Source organism: Paenibacillus helianthi, from assembly GCF_001909055.1.
Lineage (GTDB): Bacteria > Bacillota > Bacilli > Paenibacillales > Paenibacillaceae > Paenibacillus_AQ > Paenibacillus_AQ helianthi.
The window spans coordinates 15,376-29,069 of the sequence record NZ_LVWI01000077.1; the positions used below are offsets into that span (position 1 = coordinate 15,376).

12 protein-coding genes and 1 rRNA gene are annotated in these 13,694 nt (G+C 45.3%); 10 read left to right on the forward strand and 3 right to left on the reverse strand.

The annotated features are described in order from the left end of the window. Positions 1-50 precede the first annotated feature (50 nt). Positions 51-401 (reverse strand): ribonuclease P protein component, encoded by a 351-nt coding sequence (gene rnpA / locus A3844_RS26595; RefSeq protein ID WP_074086485.1) that lies wholly within the window; start codon positions 399-401, stop codon positions 51-53. A 353-nt stretch (positions 402-754) separates the two neighbouring features. Next, positions 755-889 (reverse strand): 50S ribosomal protein L34, encoded by a 135-nt coding sequence (gene rpmH / locus A3844_RS26600; RefSeq protein WP_019914530.1) that lies wholly within the window; start codon positions 887-889, stop codon positions 755-757. A gap of 349 nt (positions 890-1,238) precedes the next feature. On the opposite strand from rpmH, the gene A3844_RS32895 reads away from it, so the two are divergent. The 7 genes from A3844_RS32895 to gyrB all read left to right on the forward strand — a co-directional run bounded on the left by A3844_RS32895 (position 1,239) and on the right by gyrB (position 7,889). Next, complete coding sequence (locus A3844_RS32895; protein WP_167374746.1) at positions 1,239-1,379, forward strand: hypothetical protein; 141 nt, start codon at positions 1,239-1,241, stop codon at positions 1,377-1,379. Positions 1,380-1,563: 184 nt separating this feature from the next. Continuing rightward, positions 1,564-2,910: a chromosomal replication initiator protein DnaA gene (gene dnaA / locus A3844_RS26610; protein WP_074100714.1), complete on the forward strand. Its 1,347-nt coding sequence runs from the start codon at positions 1,564-1,566 to the stop codon at positions 2,908-2,910. A 197-nt stretch (positions 2,911-3,107) separates the two neighbouring features. Next, positions 3,108-4,250 carry a DNA polymerase III subunit beta gene (gene dnaN / locus A3844_RS26615; RefSeq protein WP_074100713.1) on the forward strand — a complete coding sequence of 381 codons (1,143 nt, stop codon included), beginning with the start codon at positions 3,108-3,110 and terminating at the stop codon, positions 4,248-4,250. A 48-nt stretch (positions 4,251-4,298) separates the two neighbouring features. Then, a complete protein-coding gene (gene yaaA / locus A3844_RS26620) occupies positions 4,299-4,526 on the forward strand; it encodes a S4 domain-containing protein YaaA (protein WP_074086489.1) in 228 nt (75 codons plus the stop codon). A 22-nt stretch (positions 4,527-4,548) separates the two neighbouring features. Then, positions 4,549-5,667 (forward strand): DNA replication/repair protein RecF, encoded by a 1,119-nt coding sequence (gene recF, locus A3844_RS26625; RefSeq protein WP_074086490.1) that lies wholly within the window; start codon positions 4,549-4,551, stop codon positions 5,665-5,667. A 16-nt stretch (positions 5,668-5,683) separates the two neighbouring features. Next, positions 5,684-5,932 carry an extracellular matrix regulator RemB gene (gene remB, locus A3844_RS26630; RefSeq protein ID WP_074109020.1) on the forward strand — a complete coding sequence of 83 codons (249 nt, stop codon included), beginning with the start codon at positions 5,684-5,686 and terminating at the stop codon, positions 5,930-5,932. A 46-nt stretch (positions 5,933-5,978) separates the two neighbouring features. After that, positions 5,979-7,889: a DNA topoisomerase (ATP-hydrolyzing) subunit B gene (gyrB, locus tag A3844_RS26635; RefSeq protein ID WP_074086491.1), complete on the forward strand. Its 1,911-nt coding sequence runs from the start codon at positions 5,979-5,981 to the stop codon at positions 7,887-7,889. 75 nt (positions 7,890-7,964) lie between these two features. Here the strand turns inward: gyrB and A3844_RS26640 are convergent, their stop codons facing one another. Then, positions 7,965-8,846: a YheC/YheD family protein gene (locus A3844_RS26640; protein WP_074086492.1), complete on the reverse strand. Its 882-nt coding sequence runs from the start codon at positions 8,844-8,846 to the stop codon at positions 7,965-7,967. A gap of 396 nt (positions 8,847-9,242) precedes the next feature. Between A3844_RS26640 and gyrA the strand changes: the two genes are divergently transcribed. The 3 genes from gyrA to A3844_RS26655 all read left to right on the forward strand — a co-directional run. Further along, positions 9,243-11,786, forward strand: coding sequence for a DNA gyrase subunit A (gyrA, locus tag A3844_RS26645; protein ID WP_074109021.1), 2,544 nt, complete (start codon positions 9,243-9,245; stop codon positions 11,784-11,786). A 199-nt stretch (positions 11,787-11,985) separates the two neighbouring features. Further along, entirely contained in the window at positions 11,986-13,086 is a 1,101-nt protein-coding gene (locus tag A3844_RS26650) for an HD-GYP domain-containing protein (protein ID WP_074109022.1), read from the forward strand. A gap of 383 nt (positions 13,087-13,469) precedes the next feature. Further along, a 16S ribosomal RNA gene (locus tag A3844_RS26655) occupies positions 13,470-13,694 on the forward strand; the annotation flags it as partial.

Here is a 13,694-nt window from a genome sequence, read left to right on the forward strand (position 1 = left end):
AAATCATATCATATTTATGAATACAAATAAACAAGCCCATTCTGCCCCTATTACGCGCGTGAAGCCTTGAGCAGCTTGGCTTTGCGAAGCACATGAAGAACGCTTTTCTCCAGTTCCGCATAATCCTTGGAGAGTGCCCCTTTTCTTACGATAAACACCATATCAATACCTCCGGAAATTTCCGGTTCATGATGTCTGACAATCTCTTTGACCAGCCGTCGCATCCGATTGCGGACAACCGCGTTTCCGACCTTCTTGCTGACCGATACTCCAAGCCGGAACCGCTCCACCTCTCTTCTGCTGAACCAATACACCACGAACTGATGATTGGCAAAAGACTTCCCATGGCGGTATACGCGGCTGAAGTCGGCACGGTTTCGTAATCTTAGACTTTTGTGCACGGGAATCTCCTATTCAAAGACCGGACTCAAAGTGCTCCGGAATTTTATCTTCTAATTAGTATAGTCATCGGGGAGCTGGCATAAACAGCTCTTGTTCTGATCACTGCTTCATCTCACATCAATTATATTCGTACATTAAAAAGCCCCGCAAAGTGTAGCAACGCTGTCATAGGCGTATTCCACTGCAGAGCTGAATAATTCCATACAATGAGAAGAAACAGTTGCCCTTGTCCCTTTCTAGTGTGAGAACCGTTTCTGACGGTATATAAGGAAGTAATTAATTTAAGGATATAAAACAATACGTCCCCAACATTTAAAAAAGGACCACCGTAGTGGTCCTTAAGTGGCCTAACTTACGCACTCAAAACTTTTCTGCCTTTCAGGCGGCGGGCTGCCAGCACTTTACGGCCGTTTTTCGTGCTCATTCTTTTGCGGAAACCATGCACCTTCTTGCGTTTGCTCACATTCGGTTTGAACGTCGGTCTCATGTATTGCACCTCCCTTACAGGATCATAATTACTGTCATATAAGCAGAAACGGACTAGGCCGTCCTTGAAGTAGGGACAGTATCTACAAGTATTATCATTTTAATTTGGAGACATATCCTCACAGAAAACACCTTTATATATTAAATCACACAATCTGTACAAAAGTCAACCTTGTCTGCTTACCCTTATTCATCCTCTTTTTCATAACTTTTATCCACAATGTGTTTTCCTGAAAAGTAATCCACAGCGTTTTACAGTTATCCACCTGTTATTAAAAAATCAAAATTAATGCTCACAGCTTCGAACAACCTGTGTATAAAAAATTCGCCGGCATAGGAGATCCTGTCGAATGGTAAACAAATTATCAACAATATCTAGTGTTGTTCTTAAAAATTATACACAAGTGATTGAATTTGTGGATAAAATGGCCGCGCACATTGAAAAACAAGGGGGGTTTTGCTATGATGGTATTACTTTTGAATGTGAATAGATTTGTTTGTTCCCTATATTATCAACAAGCTGTGGATAAAGTTGTGAACAATTCAAATTTATCCATGTTTTTTTGTCTCTATATATTGCCTATTGGGGATAAGATTCAGCACCAACCCATTTTCTTCGACATTTCCACTTCATGGCTGATGCCACATTTGGAAGATTTAAAGGAGTGACAGTCTGTGGACAGCCATACTTCCGAATTATGGCAGCAAATTTTATCGATTATTCAAACCAAACTAAGCAAGCCGAGCTTTGATACCTGGTTTAAGGCCACGAAGGCGCTTACTTTTGGCCCTCAGGCTCTAATCATCTCGGCGCCTACAACCTTTGCCGTAGAATGGCTGGAAAGTCGTTATACAAAATTGGTAGGAGCTACGGTTTATGAAGTTACCGGAGAGCAAGTTGAGGTCAGATTTGTCATTGAGGAGAACAAACCGGCCGAGCCGATAGTTCAACAAATGTCTCCTTCTCCAGCGGTATCGCGTGAAGAAGCGCAGACCCATTTGCTTAATCCCAAATACACTTTTGATACGTTCGTCATCGGTTCCGGCAACCGCTTTGCACATGCTGCCTCACTGGCAGTGGCAGAAGCACCGGCCAAAGCTTACAATCCATTGTTTCTTTACGGAGGCGTGGGATTAGGGAAAACTCATTTGATGCATGCAATTGGACATTATGTGCTCGAACATAACCCGAACAATAAGGTTATCTATATCTCGTCCGAGAAATTCACCAATGAGTTCATCAATTCCATCCGTGATAACCGAGGAGAAAGCTTCCGTAACAAGTACCGAAATGTTGACATTTTGCTCATTGACGACATCCAATTCCTCGCCGGCAAGGAGTCAACGCAGGAGGAATTTTTCCATACGTTCAATGCTTTGCACGAAGAACGCAAACAAATTATTATCTCTAGCGACCGTCCCCCAAAGGAAATTCCCACATTGGAAGAACGGCTGCGCTCCCGGTTTGAATGGGGACTCATCACCGACATTCAGCCGCCGGATCTGGAGACGCGTATTGCCATTCTGCGTAAGAAAGCCAAGGCAGAGAACCTCGATATTCCGAATGAAGCAATGATGTACATTGCCAATCAGATCGATACGAATATTAGGGAACTGGAAGGTGCACTTATTCGCGTAGTCGCCTATTCTTCCCTGACCAATCAGGATGTAACAACTCATCTGGCAGCCGAAGCACTTAAGGATATTATCCCTTCGAGCCGGCCGAAGATGATCACAATTAATGATATTCAGCAAAAAGTAGGCGAATATTACAATTTACGCATGGAAGACTTCAAAGCGCGTAAACGTACCAAGGCTGTAGCTTTCCCACGGCAGATCGCCATGTATCTCTCCCGGGAGTTGACGGATTATTCGCTGCCTAAGATCGGAGAGGCATTTGGAGGACGGGACCATACAACCGTTATTCATGCCCATGAGAAGATTACACAGTCATTAAAGGTAGACCAGGAGTTGTACAAAGTGGTAAATAATCTTGCGGAGAAAATTAAAAATCCTTCATAAGAGGAACTAAGAGCCTATACACAATCTATACACATGTGGGTAGGCTTAATTTTATGCTGTTTTCGGGGTTATCCACATAAACGGAGCCCCTACTACTAATACTAATAAATAACTATAATAATTCATCTTCTAAGAGCCCCGTTTCGTAGAGGAAGAACCATCACCCATTTCCCAATTTTTCAGCTAGGAGTGAAATCATGAAAATAAGCATTCTTAAAAATGAACTCAACGAATCGATAGGTCACGTATCCAAAGCAATCTCCAGCAGAACCACCATCCCTATTCTGACCGGTATCAAGTTTGAAGTTAGCCATCAGGGAGTTACCTTGACTGCCAGCGATACGGATATCTCGATCCAATCCTTTATTCCTGCTGAAGATGATAGCCATACGATTGTAAAAGTCGAGCAGCCCGGAAGCGTTGTGCTTCCAGCCAAGTTCTTCGTTGAGATTATCAAGAAGCTTCCCTCCAAAGAAATTCACATGGAAGTCAAGGAAGGTTTTCAAACCTACATCTCTTCCGGTTCCACCGAGATTCAAATCGTAGGCCTTGATCCCGAGGAGTTCCCTGTACTGCCTAGCATTGAGGAGAACGAGACCATCTCATTGCCTGGTGATTTGCTGAAAAATATGATCAAACAAACTGCTTTCTCCATCTCCACACAGGAGACAACTCCCATTTTGACAGGGATTCTGTGGAATCTTAGCGATAATGAATTCAAGTTCACAGCGACCGACCGCCACCGTCTGGCAACAAGAGCTGCGCATCTGGAGGGTACTGAAAGTGTCCAATTTGCTAATGTTGTCATTGCCGGTAAAACGCTGAACGAACTCAGCAAAATTATTCCGGACCAGAATATGCTGGTAGACATTGTAGTGGCTGACAACCAGGTGCTGTTCAAGATCGACAAGGTGCTGTTCTATTCGAGGATCCTGGACGGGATTTATCCGGATACTTCTAGAATTATTCCGACTGCCTACAAAACAGAACTAACTTTGGATACAAAAAAACTCAGCGAATCGATTGACCGTGCTTATTTGTTGTCCCGCGAGGAAAAAACGAATATTGTACGCATGCAGACGCTGGATAATGGTGATGTTGAAATTTCGTCCAGCTCATCGGAGCTGGGTAAAGTGCGGGAAGAGCTGGAAGTTATTGATTTTAAAGGCGAACCGCTCAAGATCTCCTTCAACTCGAAATATATGCTGGATGTACTCAAGGTAGTTGAGAGTGAGCAGCTCGTAATTGCTTTTACCGGAATGATGAGTCCGATTATCCTCAAACCGCTGGATGAAAGCCGCAGTCTGTATGTCATTCTCCCGTATCGTACAACGAATTAATGCCGCTCTCCATGCACATGTGGATAAGTGGCTGAAAGGACAAAAATCATGAAAAAAATACTTATCCACAGTGGATATATTAAACTCGACCAGTTTTTAAAACTCTCTGATTGTGTATCCACAGGCGGGATGGCCAAAGCCTTGCTTCAGGAAGGACACGTATGGGTCAACGGAGAAAAGGAAGATCGGCGTGGAAGAAAGCTGTACCCGGGTGATAAAATAGAGGTTCAGGATAACGGCGTTTTTGAAGTCGAAGGCGGCGGAATAAAAGAGTAACACTTCGGGGAGGCACAGCTTCGTGTTTGTCAAAAATATCGGTCTTCAGCATTACCGCAATTACGGGCTGCTGCGTCTGGAGAACCTTGGCGATGTAAACCTGATACTTGGTCAGAATGCCCAGGGTAAAACGAACCTGATGGAGGCCCTGTTTGTGCTGGCGATGACTAAGAGTCATCGGACCTCCAAGGACAAGGAGCTTATTTCCTTTGACGCTCCAGCAGGCTCTGCGCAGATTGTGGCCGAGGTGGAACGTAAATACGGGGATTTGAAGCTGGAACTGACCCTGACTACTGGAGGCAAAAAAGCCAGAATTAATGGACTGGAGCAACGAAAGCTGAGCGAGTTCATAGGTTCTTTGAACGTTGTCATGTTCGCTCCGGAGGATCTGGAGATTGTCAAAGGAACCCCCGGCATCCGGCGCCGGTTCCTCGATATGGAAATTGGCCAAGTGCAGCCAGGCTACCTGTTTCATCTGCAGCAATACCAGAAAGTACTGCTCCAGCGAGGCAACCTGCTGAAGCAGCTTTGGGGGAAAGAGGCTGCAGGCAAAGAGCTTTTAGAGATATGGGATGCCCAACTTGTAGAACATGGTGTTAAAATCGTCAAAAAAAGGAAACAATTCATAAAGAAGCTGCAGATATGGGCAGAAAGCATTCACCGTGGCATTACGAACGGCGGAGAAGAGCTGAAACTATTGTATGTTCCCTCTTTTGGTGAGCGTGAGATGGAAGATGAAGCTGTCTTATTAGACAATTTTATGTTAAAGTTATCACAAACGAGAGATCAGGAAATCAGACGCGGCATGACGCTGACGGGTCCCCATAGGGATGACCTGTCCTTTTTTATCAACGGAAGAGAAGCTCAGGTCTACGGTTCCCAAGGGCAGCAACGCACCGCAGCTTTATCGCTCAAGCTGGCGGAAATTGAGCTGATCCATGAGGAGATCGGAGAGTACCCTGTGCTGCTTCTTGATGATGTTTTGTCCGAACTTGATCCTTATCGTCAGACCCAGCTTATCGAAACTTTTCAAAGCAAGGTACAGACTTTTATCACCGCCACCGGGGTTGAAAGTCTGAGTGCCGATAAACTAAAAGGCGCAAGCCTATATCATGTGCATGACGGGAAAGTGGAGATCTAAAGAGCGGAGGAATACCATGTATATTCATTTGGGCGGGGAAAAGATTATTCGATCCTCAGAGTTAATTGCTATATTTGATATCACGATTGAGAAATCTTCCAAGGTATCGAAGCAGTTCATTATTCATTCCGAGCAGGACAAAAAACTGGAACGAATCGGTGAAGAGGAAGCGAAGTCCATTGTCGTAACCAAAAATACTGTATATTACTCCCCTATCTCCTCCTCCACTCTCAAAAAACGAGCCAAAATTTTGTTGGAAATATAACGTTGTATGATGTACAAGAGATAATCTGAAAGAAGTAGGTGAAGGCATGTCAATGAATCAACCGACATATGATGAGAGCCAGATTCAGGTACTGGAAGGGCTGGAGGCAGTTCGGAAACGTCCCGGCATGTACATCGGCTCTACTAGCGCCAAAGGTCTGCATCATTTGGTCTGGGAGGTTGTCGATAATAGTATCGATGAGGCGCTGGCAGGCTATTGCGACCGGATTCAAGTGAAGATTCATGAAGATAATAGTGTTACTGTAATTGATAATGGGCGGGGTATCCCTGTCGGAGAGAATGCAAAGCTGAAGAAGTCCACGCTCGAAGTTGTTATGACTGTCCTGCATGCGGGAGGGAAATTCGGCGGTGGCGGATATAAAGTATCAGGCGGTCTGCATGGTGTAGGGATATCTGTCGTGAATGCCTTGTCCGAAAAGGTGGTTGTGAACGTTAAGCGCGACGGTCATATCTACCAGCAGGAATATAGACGCGGTGCTCCGCAATATGATATCAGGGTTATCGGTGATACCGATGAGACGGGTACGACTACAACGTTCCATCCAGATCCGGAGATTTTTACTGAAACCACTGTGTTTGAGTATTCGACCCTGCTTACCCGTGTTCGCGAATTGGCTTTTCTGAACAAAGGTATTGAGCTTTCGCTGCTGGATGAAAGAACGGGAGCATCGAATGTTTTCAAATACGAGGGCGGTATCGTAGAATATGTGAAATATCTGAATGAGAAAAAAGAAGCGCTGCACGAGAACCCAATCTACGTGGAAGGCTCGCGTGATATGATTGCGGTGGAAGTTGCTCTGCAGTATAACGATTCCTACACAGAGAACATTTACTCTTTTGCCAATAATATTAATACGCATGAGGGCGGGACTCATGAATCCGGCTTCAAGAGTGCATTAACCAGAATCATCAATGACTATGCCCGTAAGACCGGAGTAATTAAGGACAGCAGCTCCAACCTGACCGGTGATGATGTGCGTGAAGGTCTAACGGCGATCATTTCCGTCAAAATTCCTGAGCCTCAATTCGAAGGCCAAACCAAGACCAAGCTGGGCAATAGTGAAGTGCGTGGTATTGTGGAATCCCTTTTCGGAGAAAAACTGCAGGAATTTTTGGAAGAGAATCCGGCAGTTTCCCGGCGTGTGCTGGAGAAATCCATGCAGGCTTCCCGTGCCCGCGAAGCAGCCCGCAAGGCCCGTGAGCTGACCCGCCGCAAGAGTGCGCTTGAAGTAAGTGCCCTGCCGGGCAAGCTGGCTGACTGCTCCTCCAAGGATGCTTCTATCAGCGAGCTGTACATCGTCGAAGGGGACTCCGCCGGCGGTTCCGCCAAGCAGGGACGTGACCGACATTTCCAGGCGATTCTACCGCTTCGCGGGAAGATCCTGAATGTTGAGAAGGCACGCCTCGACCGTATACTGTCCAATGCTGAAATTCGGGCAATTATCACGGCATTGGGAACCGGTATCAGTGATGACTTCGATTTGTCAAAGGCCCGTTACCACAAGGTTGTCATCATGACCGATGCGGACGTTGACGGAGCGCATATCAGAACCTTGCTGCTAACGTTCTTCTACCGATACATGCGAAAAATTATCGAAGCAGGCTATATTTATATCGCTCAGCCGCCACTGTTTAAGGTTGAACGTAACAAGGTCATCCGCTATGCTCAAACTGAGAAGGAGCGGGATGAGATTATTGCCAGTTTCGGCGAGAATGTTAAAGTTAACGTTCAGCGCTATAAAGGTCTTGGGGAAATGAATGCGACACAGCTCTGGGATACAACTATGGACCCTGAGAGTCGTATGATGCTGCAGGTTACCATTGAGGATGCGATTCTGGCCGACGGAATCTTTGATACGCTAATGGGCGATAATGTTGAGCCACGCCGCGAATTTATCCAGGAGCATGCTCAATCCGTAAGAAATCTGGATATCTAATATTTGTAGGCTGTTATAGTGAACCTCCGTTTTCTCTATTTGTAATAAATATGAGAATGCGGAGGTTCTTATTTTTTATCTTCTTTTTGCCAATTTGCGCCGGTAAATCAAGGAGCGGGTTCTTTTTAATCTCCCGTATGCTACTGCATAAAGGCGGATTTTACGGTAAATTGACTTATTCTGAAAGCGGCTGAACACAATAATGGATGGAAGTGTATTGACCTCCAGTAGCCAGAGATCATGATGCGGATCCATAGCCACATCAAGTCCAATCTCTTTAAGATCCGGATAAGCAGTTTCTAGCTGCGTAGCAATTTTTACTCCCAATGATTTCAACTGCTGAATGGTTGTTTTCAGTTCAAGTGGACTCATATGTTCTTTAAGCAGATGGTGGACGGAAAAAATACTGCCCCCACTATGATAATTGGTGACTACTTTTTGCGGTGCGGCTACTCTCCCCAGCATCCCCGTCGTTTCCCAAGCTCCTGACAGGTTTTTTTGCGTAAGTACCCTTAGATCAAAGGGCCGGTCCTGATGGTGTAGTAGATCAATGCCCTGCTGAATCAAATATATACGACCCTTAATCCGCAGCAATAATGCTGCATGCAGCTCTTGTAGTGAGGAAAAAGCTTCTACATCTTTTGCGTAACGAAGGATATATATTACCTTTTGTTCAACGATTATTTTGCTATTCTCCATATCATGGTTTGGAGCGCAGTCATTGCCGGGCTGATGGATACTCGGGCTTAAATGAACCGTGCGCTGTTCTGCCCTCATTACGCCGCTGCCATAGGTACCTCGATCTGGCTTAATATATACTGTTCCATAGATCTCAAGCAGTTCAATTAACGCCTCTTGACTATATTTTCGCGTTTCGGGGATGAATATAGCCAGCTGACGGTTTTGTAGAATGACTTTTGTCTTGGACCATTTGCTGGATACCCGTTGAATCCTCATGATCTACCTCCTTCAAAGTATTACGAGCAATCAATCCCCTAGTTTATTTCATGTAGATAGGATATCCATTACTCATCTGCTCGTCGTAATAATGGATTTCATATACATAGGGTCTGGCGCTAGGTATACTGAAATGTCAGGACAAGCCACCCAAACAGTGCTATAATATAAGGATATGGGGCTATGTCTTTTAGGACAAAAACAGGGCTATAAGGTCATTCTTCCTGTCATTACAGTCTATGTACTGAGGCCATTGGCTGAGAGGGCGTATACCCGTATCCCACTAAAAGAAAATCATTCTAGAAGATAAAAGGCTATCATGTTTAATTGTGCTACTTTTGTGAAAGTAATATAATAAAGGGTAGCGGTTTTTAACTGAAGGAGGTCCAGCAACTCATGGCTGAACAAAATAACCCGCAAGTCAAAGATCGGGACATTGGTGTGGAAATGCGCGAATCCTTTATGGATTATGCGATGAGCATCATTGTGAGCCGGGCTTTGCCGGATGTGCGGGACGGACTTAAGCCTGTCCACCGACGCATTTTGTTTGCAATGTCGGAACTTGGAATGTTTGCCGATAAACCTCATAAGAAATCTGCAAGAATCGTCGGTGAGGTAATTGGTAAATATCATCCTCACGGGGACTCTGCTGTTTATGAAACGATGGTACGTATGGCGCAGGATTTCTCAATGCGGTATATGCTCGTGGATGGTCACGGGAACTTTGGTTCTATTGACGGGGACATGGCTGCTGCAATGCGGTACACCGAAGCCCGGCTCTCCAAAATTGCCGGTGAAATGCTTCGCGATCTGAACAAAGAAACGGTTGATTTCGCGCCCAACTATGATGGTGAAGAGAATGAGCCGGTAGTATTGCCAGCCCGTTATCCGAACCTGCTTGTAAATGGGGTGTCGGGTATCGCTGTTGGTATGGCTACCAATATTCCTCCTCATAATATGGGAGAGGTTATTGATGGTGTACAGGCTATGATCAAGAATCCTGATATTACACCCATGGAACTCATGGAATATATTCAAGGTCCGGATTTCCCAACGGCCGGTTATATTTTGGGCCGTGAAGGTATTCGTCAAGCTTATCGGACTGGCCGCGGATCGGTTACAATGCGAGCCAAAGCACATATTGAAGAGAATAACGGAAAAGCGCGAATCATTGTTAGTGAGCTGCCTTACCAGGTCAACAAAGCCAGATTGGTGGAGAAGATCGCTGAATTAGTTCGTGAAAAACGGATTGAAGGCATTACAGATCTGCGTGACGAGTCCGACCGCAACGGCATGCGTGTAGTTATTGAGATGAGACGTGATGTGAACCCGAGCGTTGTGCTGAACAATCTTTACAAACACACCTCGATGCAGTCTACATTTGGAATTAACATGCTTGCTATCGTTGATAACGAACCAAAGACTCTTAATCTCCGTGATGTGCTATACCACTATTTGCAGCACCAGATAGAAGTTATCCGTCGGCGGACTGTTTTTGATCTTAAGAAGGCTGAAGCACGGGCACATATCCTGGAAGGTCTTCGGATCGCGCTGGATCATCTGGATGAGGTTATTGCTTTAATCCGTGCCTCCCGTACGACGGATATTGCACGAGATGGCTTAATGAGCACATTCAGCCTCAGCGTAGAACAGGCACAAGCCATTCTTGATATGCGGATGCAGCGTTTGACCGGGTTGGAACGGGAAAAGATTGAGAACGAGTATAACGAGCTTTTGGCCAAGATCGCGGAGTACCGTGAAATTCTGGCTAATGAGCATTTGGTACTGGAGATTATCAGCAACGAGCTTCAGGAGATTAGGGATAAGTATTCTGATGACCGCCGTACGGAAATCACGGTAGGTGAAGAAAGTATCCTCGATGAGGATCTGATCCCGCGTGAAGAGGTTGTCATCACCATTACGCATACCGGCTATATCAAGCGTCTGCCTGTTAGCACCTACCGCAGCCAGAAACGCGGAGGCCGTGGTGTTATAGGGATGGATACCAAGGATCAGGACTTTGTGGAGCATCTCTTTGTAAGTAATTCCCACAATTATCTGATGTTCTTTACTGATAAAGGCAAGGTCTACCGGATCAAAGCGTATGAGATTCCTGAGCTGGGACGCACTGCCCGGGGAACACCAATCATTAACCTGATTCAGATTGAGCAGGGTGAGAAGATTAGCGCTGTCATCCAAGTAGAAGATGCCGACAGTGACAAATATCTGTTCTTTGCTACCCGTGAAGGGATCGTGAAGAAGACACCTCTTGAGGATTACAACAATATCCGTAAAGGCGGATTGATTGCGATCAATCTCCGTGAAGAGGACTCACTGATCGAGGTGAAGCTGACAGACGGTGAGCAGAACCTGATTATTGGTACGGCACGCGGGATGTCGATTACGTTCTCTGAGAACGATGTTCGTTCTATGGGACGCAGCGCAACTGGTGTTAAAGGTATTTCACTGGATGAGAATGACCAGGTCATTGGGATGGATTGTGTAGATAAGGAGCTTGAGGTACTGATTGTTACCACCAAGGGTTATGGTAAACGTACCCCTGCCCTTGACTATCGCTCCCAAACCCGTGGCGGTAAGGGGATCAAGACCATTAATCTTACTGACAAAAACGGTCCGGTAGTCGGACTGAAGGTTGTCAAAAAAGATGAGGACCTCATGATCATCACGACGAGTGGCACTCTGATCCGTACCAGCATGGATGGCATTTCTACCATGGGCCGTTATGCCCAAGGGGTCAAGCTGATTAATATCCGTGAAGATGATGCAGTGGCTACGCTCTGCAGAGCCGATAAGAATGAAGAAGATGAGTTCTCGGAACAAGAGAACGGAGAAGAGATTCTGGATGCAGCAGCAGAAGGAACTGTTGAAGAAGGTCAGTCCGAAGCTGTTTCCGATAATGAAGAAGATAATCTCGAATAAATTTATCATGGAGAGCATGGGTTTCTGTTTGCAGAGACTCATGCTCTTTTTGCGTACATGGGGTTGAAATGTATATATCACTGGAATTAATTTTTAAGGAAACACCTTACCCCATCTAGTCGCTTGAGGTTATCCATACTATAATTAGGGAAGTAAAATCACTGAATATAAGTGTCACTGAAACAGAGGGGCTGAATGTATGCCAAGCATAATGGTAGGGGAAGTTAAGCCAGGTACAAAAATTATTAAGGATGTAGTCACACCTTTGGGTGGCGTTCTGTTCACCAAAGGGAAAATTATATTGCCGAGGGATATTGAAATCCTGCAGGCCTTTTTGATTCAACAAATAGAGATAGAAGGTACTCTTGGAGACAGCACTGCTCCTGATACAGCCAAAGCAACAAAGCAGACAACTTTGGTAAAGTCTGGTGCTGTAATCAATGAATCTCAGCTGGTCAAAAGCAATTCTCCACTTCATGATGAGTATGAGAAGATGGTGGCGCTTGTTAAGAAAAGCTATGCGTCGGCTGCCGCCGCCCCACTCCCTATATTAGAATTACGAAGTCAGTTAGAAGCTCTAATCAGCCACTTGAAGGACTATCATGTACTGAAATTTGCACCACGCGTTCATCTGGAACAGGAATATAATTATCACAATGCAGTACTCTCTGCTTTAACCTCCTATAAAATCGCCCAGTGGTGCGGATATCCACAAAAGGATTGGATGCAGTGTGCTTTTGCAGGTTTGCTGCATGATATAGGTAATGTCAAGGTAGATGCTGCCCTGCTGCAAAAGCCAACGCCGTTGACTCCTCCTGAGATAGAGGAAGTCCGCAGGCACACAACCTATGGATACCAGCTGCTGCGTAATGTTACGGCTATCAATGAAGGTGTTCGACTGGCTGCGCTGCAGCATCATGAGAAAATTGACGGGTCAGGTTATCCGCTCCATATGGAAGGCAGTCAGATCCACTTCTATGCCAAGATTGTTGCAGTTGCAGATATATTCCATGCCATGACACTTGTAAAGGCCTATAGAAGGGCACAGTCACCTTACCTTGTATTGGAGCAGCTGCTTACAGAGAGCTTTGGTAAACTTGATCCTGTCATTGTCCAAACGTTCATTCAGAAAACAACTAACCTATACAACGGTACAAGAATACGTCTTAGTGATGGTCGCCACGGTGAAATTATCTTTACAGATCGTAGTAATCCCACCCGCCCGATGGTGCAAGTGGAAAGTGCAATCGTTAATTTAATGCTGGAGCGGGAGTTGTATATCCAAGAGATTATTGCTTAAAGCTGTCTAAGCTGTTTGTCCCTAAGGCTGCTTCCCTTTTTAGCTGCTGTAACAATCGGTGGTTAAGTATGGGGCAGCCTTTTAAGATGTATCTTAAAAATAATGCTTGCAATGAAACTCTGTACATGGTATATTCTTATTCCGGCCATGAAACATCAGCGCCGAGCTCGAAATGAAGTTGAAAAAAAGAGCTTGCATTACTCGGTCGAACGTGATATATTATAAGAGTTGCTGGTGACGAGATAATCGGCGCCGACGACGAGCTTGATCTTTGAAAACTGAACAACGAGTGAGTGGGATTTCACGCAAGTGAGATCCAAAAATAGAGAATATTTTATTCTCGTCAGATGTTTCAAAATGAGCAATCGCTCTTTCTAAATACCAATTTGGAGAGTTTGATCCTGGCTCAGGACGAACGCTGGCGGCGTGCCTAATACATGCAAGTCGAGCGGAGTTTATCCTTCGGGATAAGCTTAGCGGCGGACGGGTGAGTAACACGTAGGCAACCTACCCTCTAGACTGGGATAACTACCGGAAACGGTAGCTAATACCGGATAATTCCTTCACCCTCATGGGCGAGGGATGAAAGGCGGAGCAATCTGCTACTA

Excerpts from the sequence above, each read along its gene's own strand:
- dnaN (WP_074100713.1), top strand. The coding sequence starts at position 3,108 with ATGAAAATAAGCATTCTTAAAAATGAACTCAACGAATCGATAGGTCAC.
- gyrB (WP_074086491.1), top strand. The coding sequence starts at position 5,979 with ATGTCAATGAATCAACCGACATATGATGAGAGCCAGATTCAGGTACTG.
- yaaA (WP_074086489.1), top strand. The coding sequence starts at position 4,299 with ATGAAAAAAATACTTATCCACAGTGGATATATTAAACTCGACCAGTTT.
- A3844_RS26640 (WP_074086492.1), bottom strand. The coding sequence starts at position 8,846 with ATGAGGATTCAACGGGTATCCAGCAAATGGTCCAAGACAAAAGTCATT.
- remB (WP_074109020.1), top strand. The coding sequence starts at position 5,684 with ATGTATATTCATTTGGGCGGGGAAAAGATTATTCGATCCTCAGAGTTA.
- A3844_RS32895 (WP_167374746.1), top strand. The coding sequence starts at position 1,239 with ATGGTAAACAAATTATCAACAATATCTAGTGTTGTTCTTAAAAATTAT.
- rpmH (WP_019914530.1), bottom strand. The coding sequence starts at position 889 with ATGAGACCGACGTTCAAACCGAATGTGAGCAAACGCAAGAAGGTGCAT.
- A3844_RS26650 (WP_074109022.1), top strand. The coding sequence starts at position 11,986 with ATGCCAAGCATAATGGTAGGGGAAGTTAAGCCAGGTACAAAAATTATT.
- gyrA (WP_074109021.1), top strand. The coding sequence starts at position 9,243 with ATGGCTGAACAAAATAACCCGCAAGTCAAAGATCGGGACATTGGTGTG.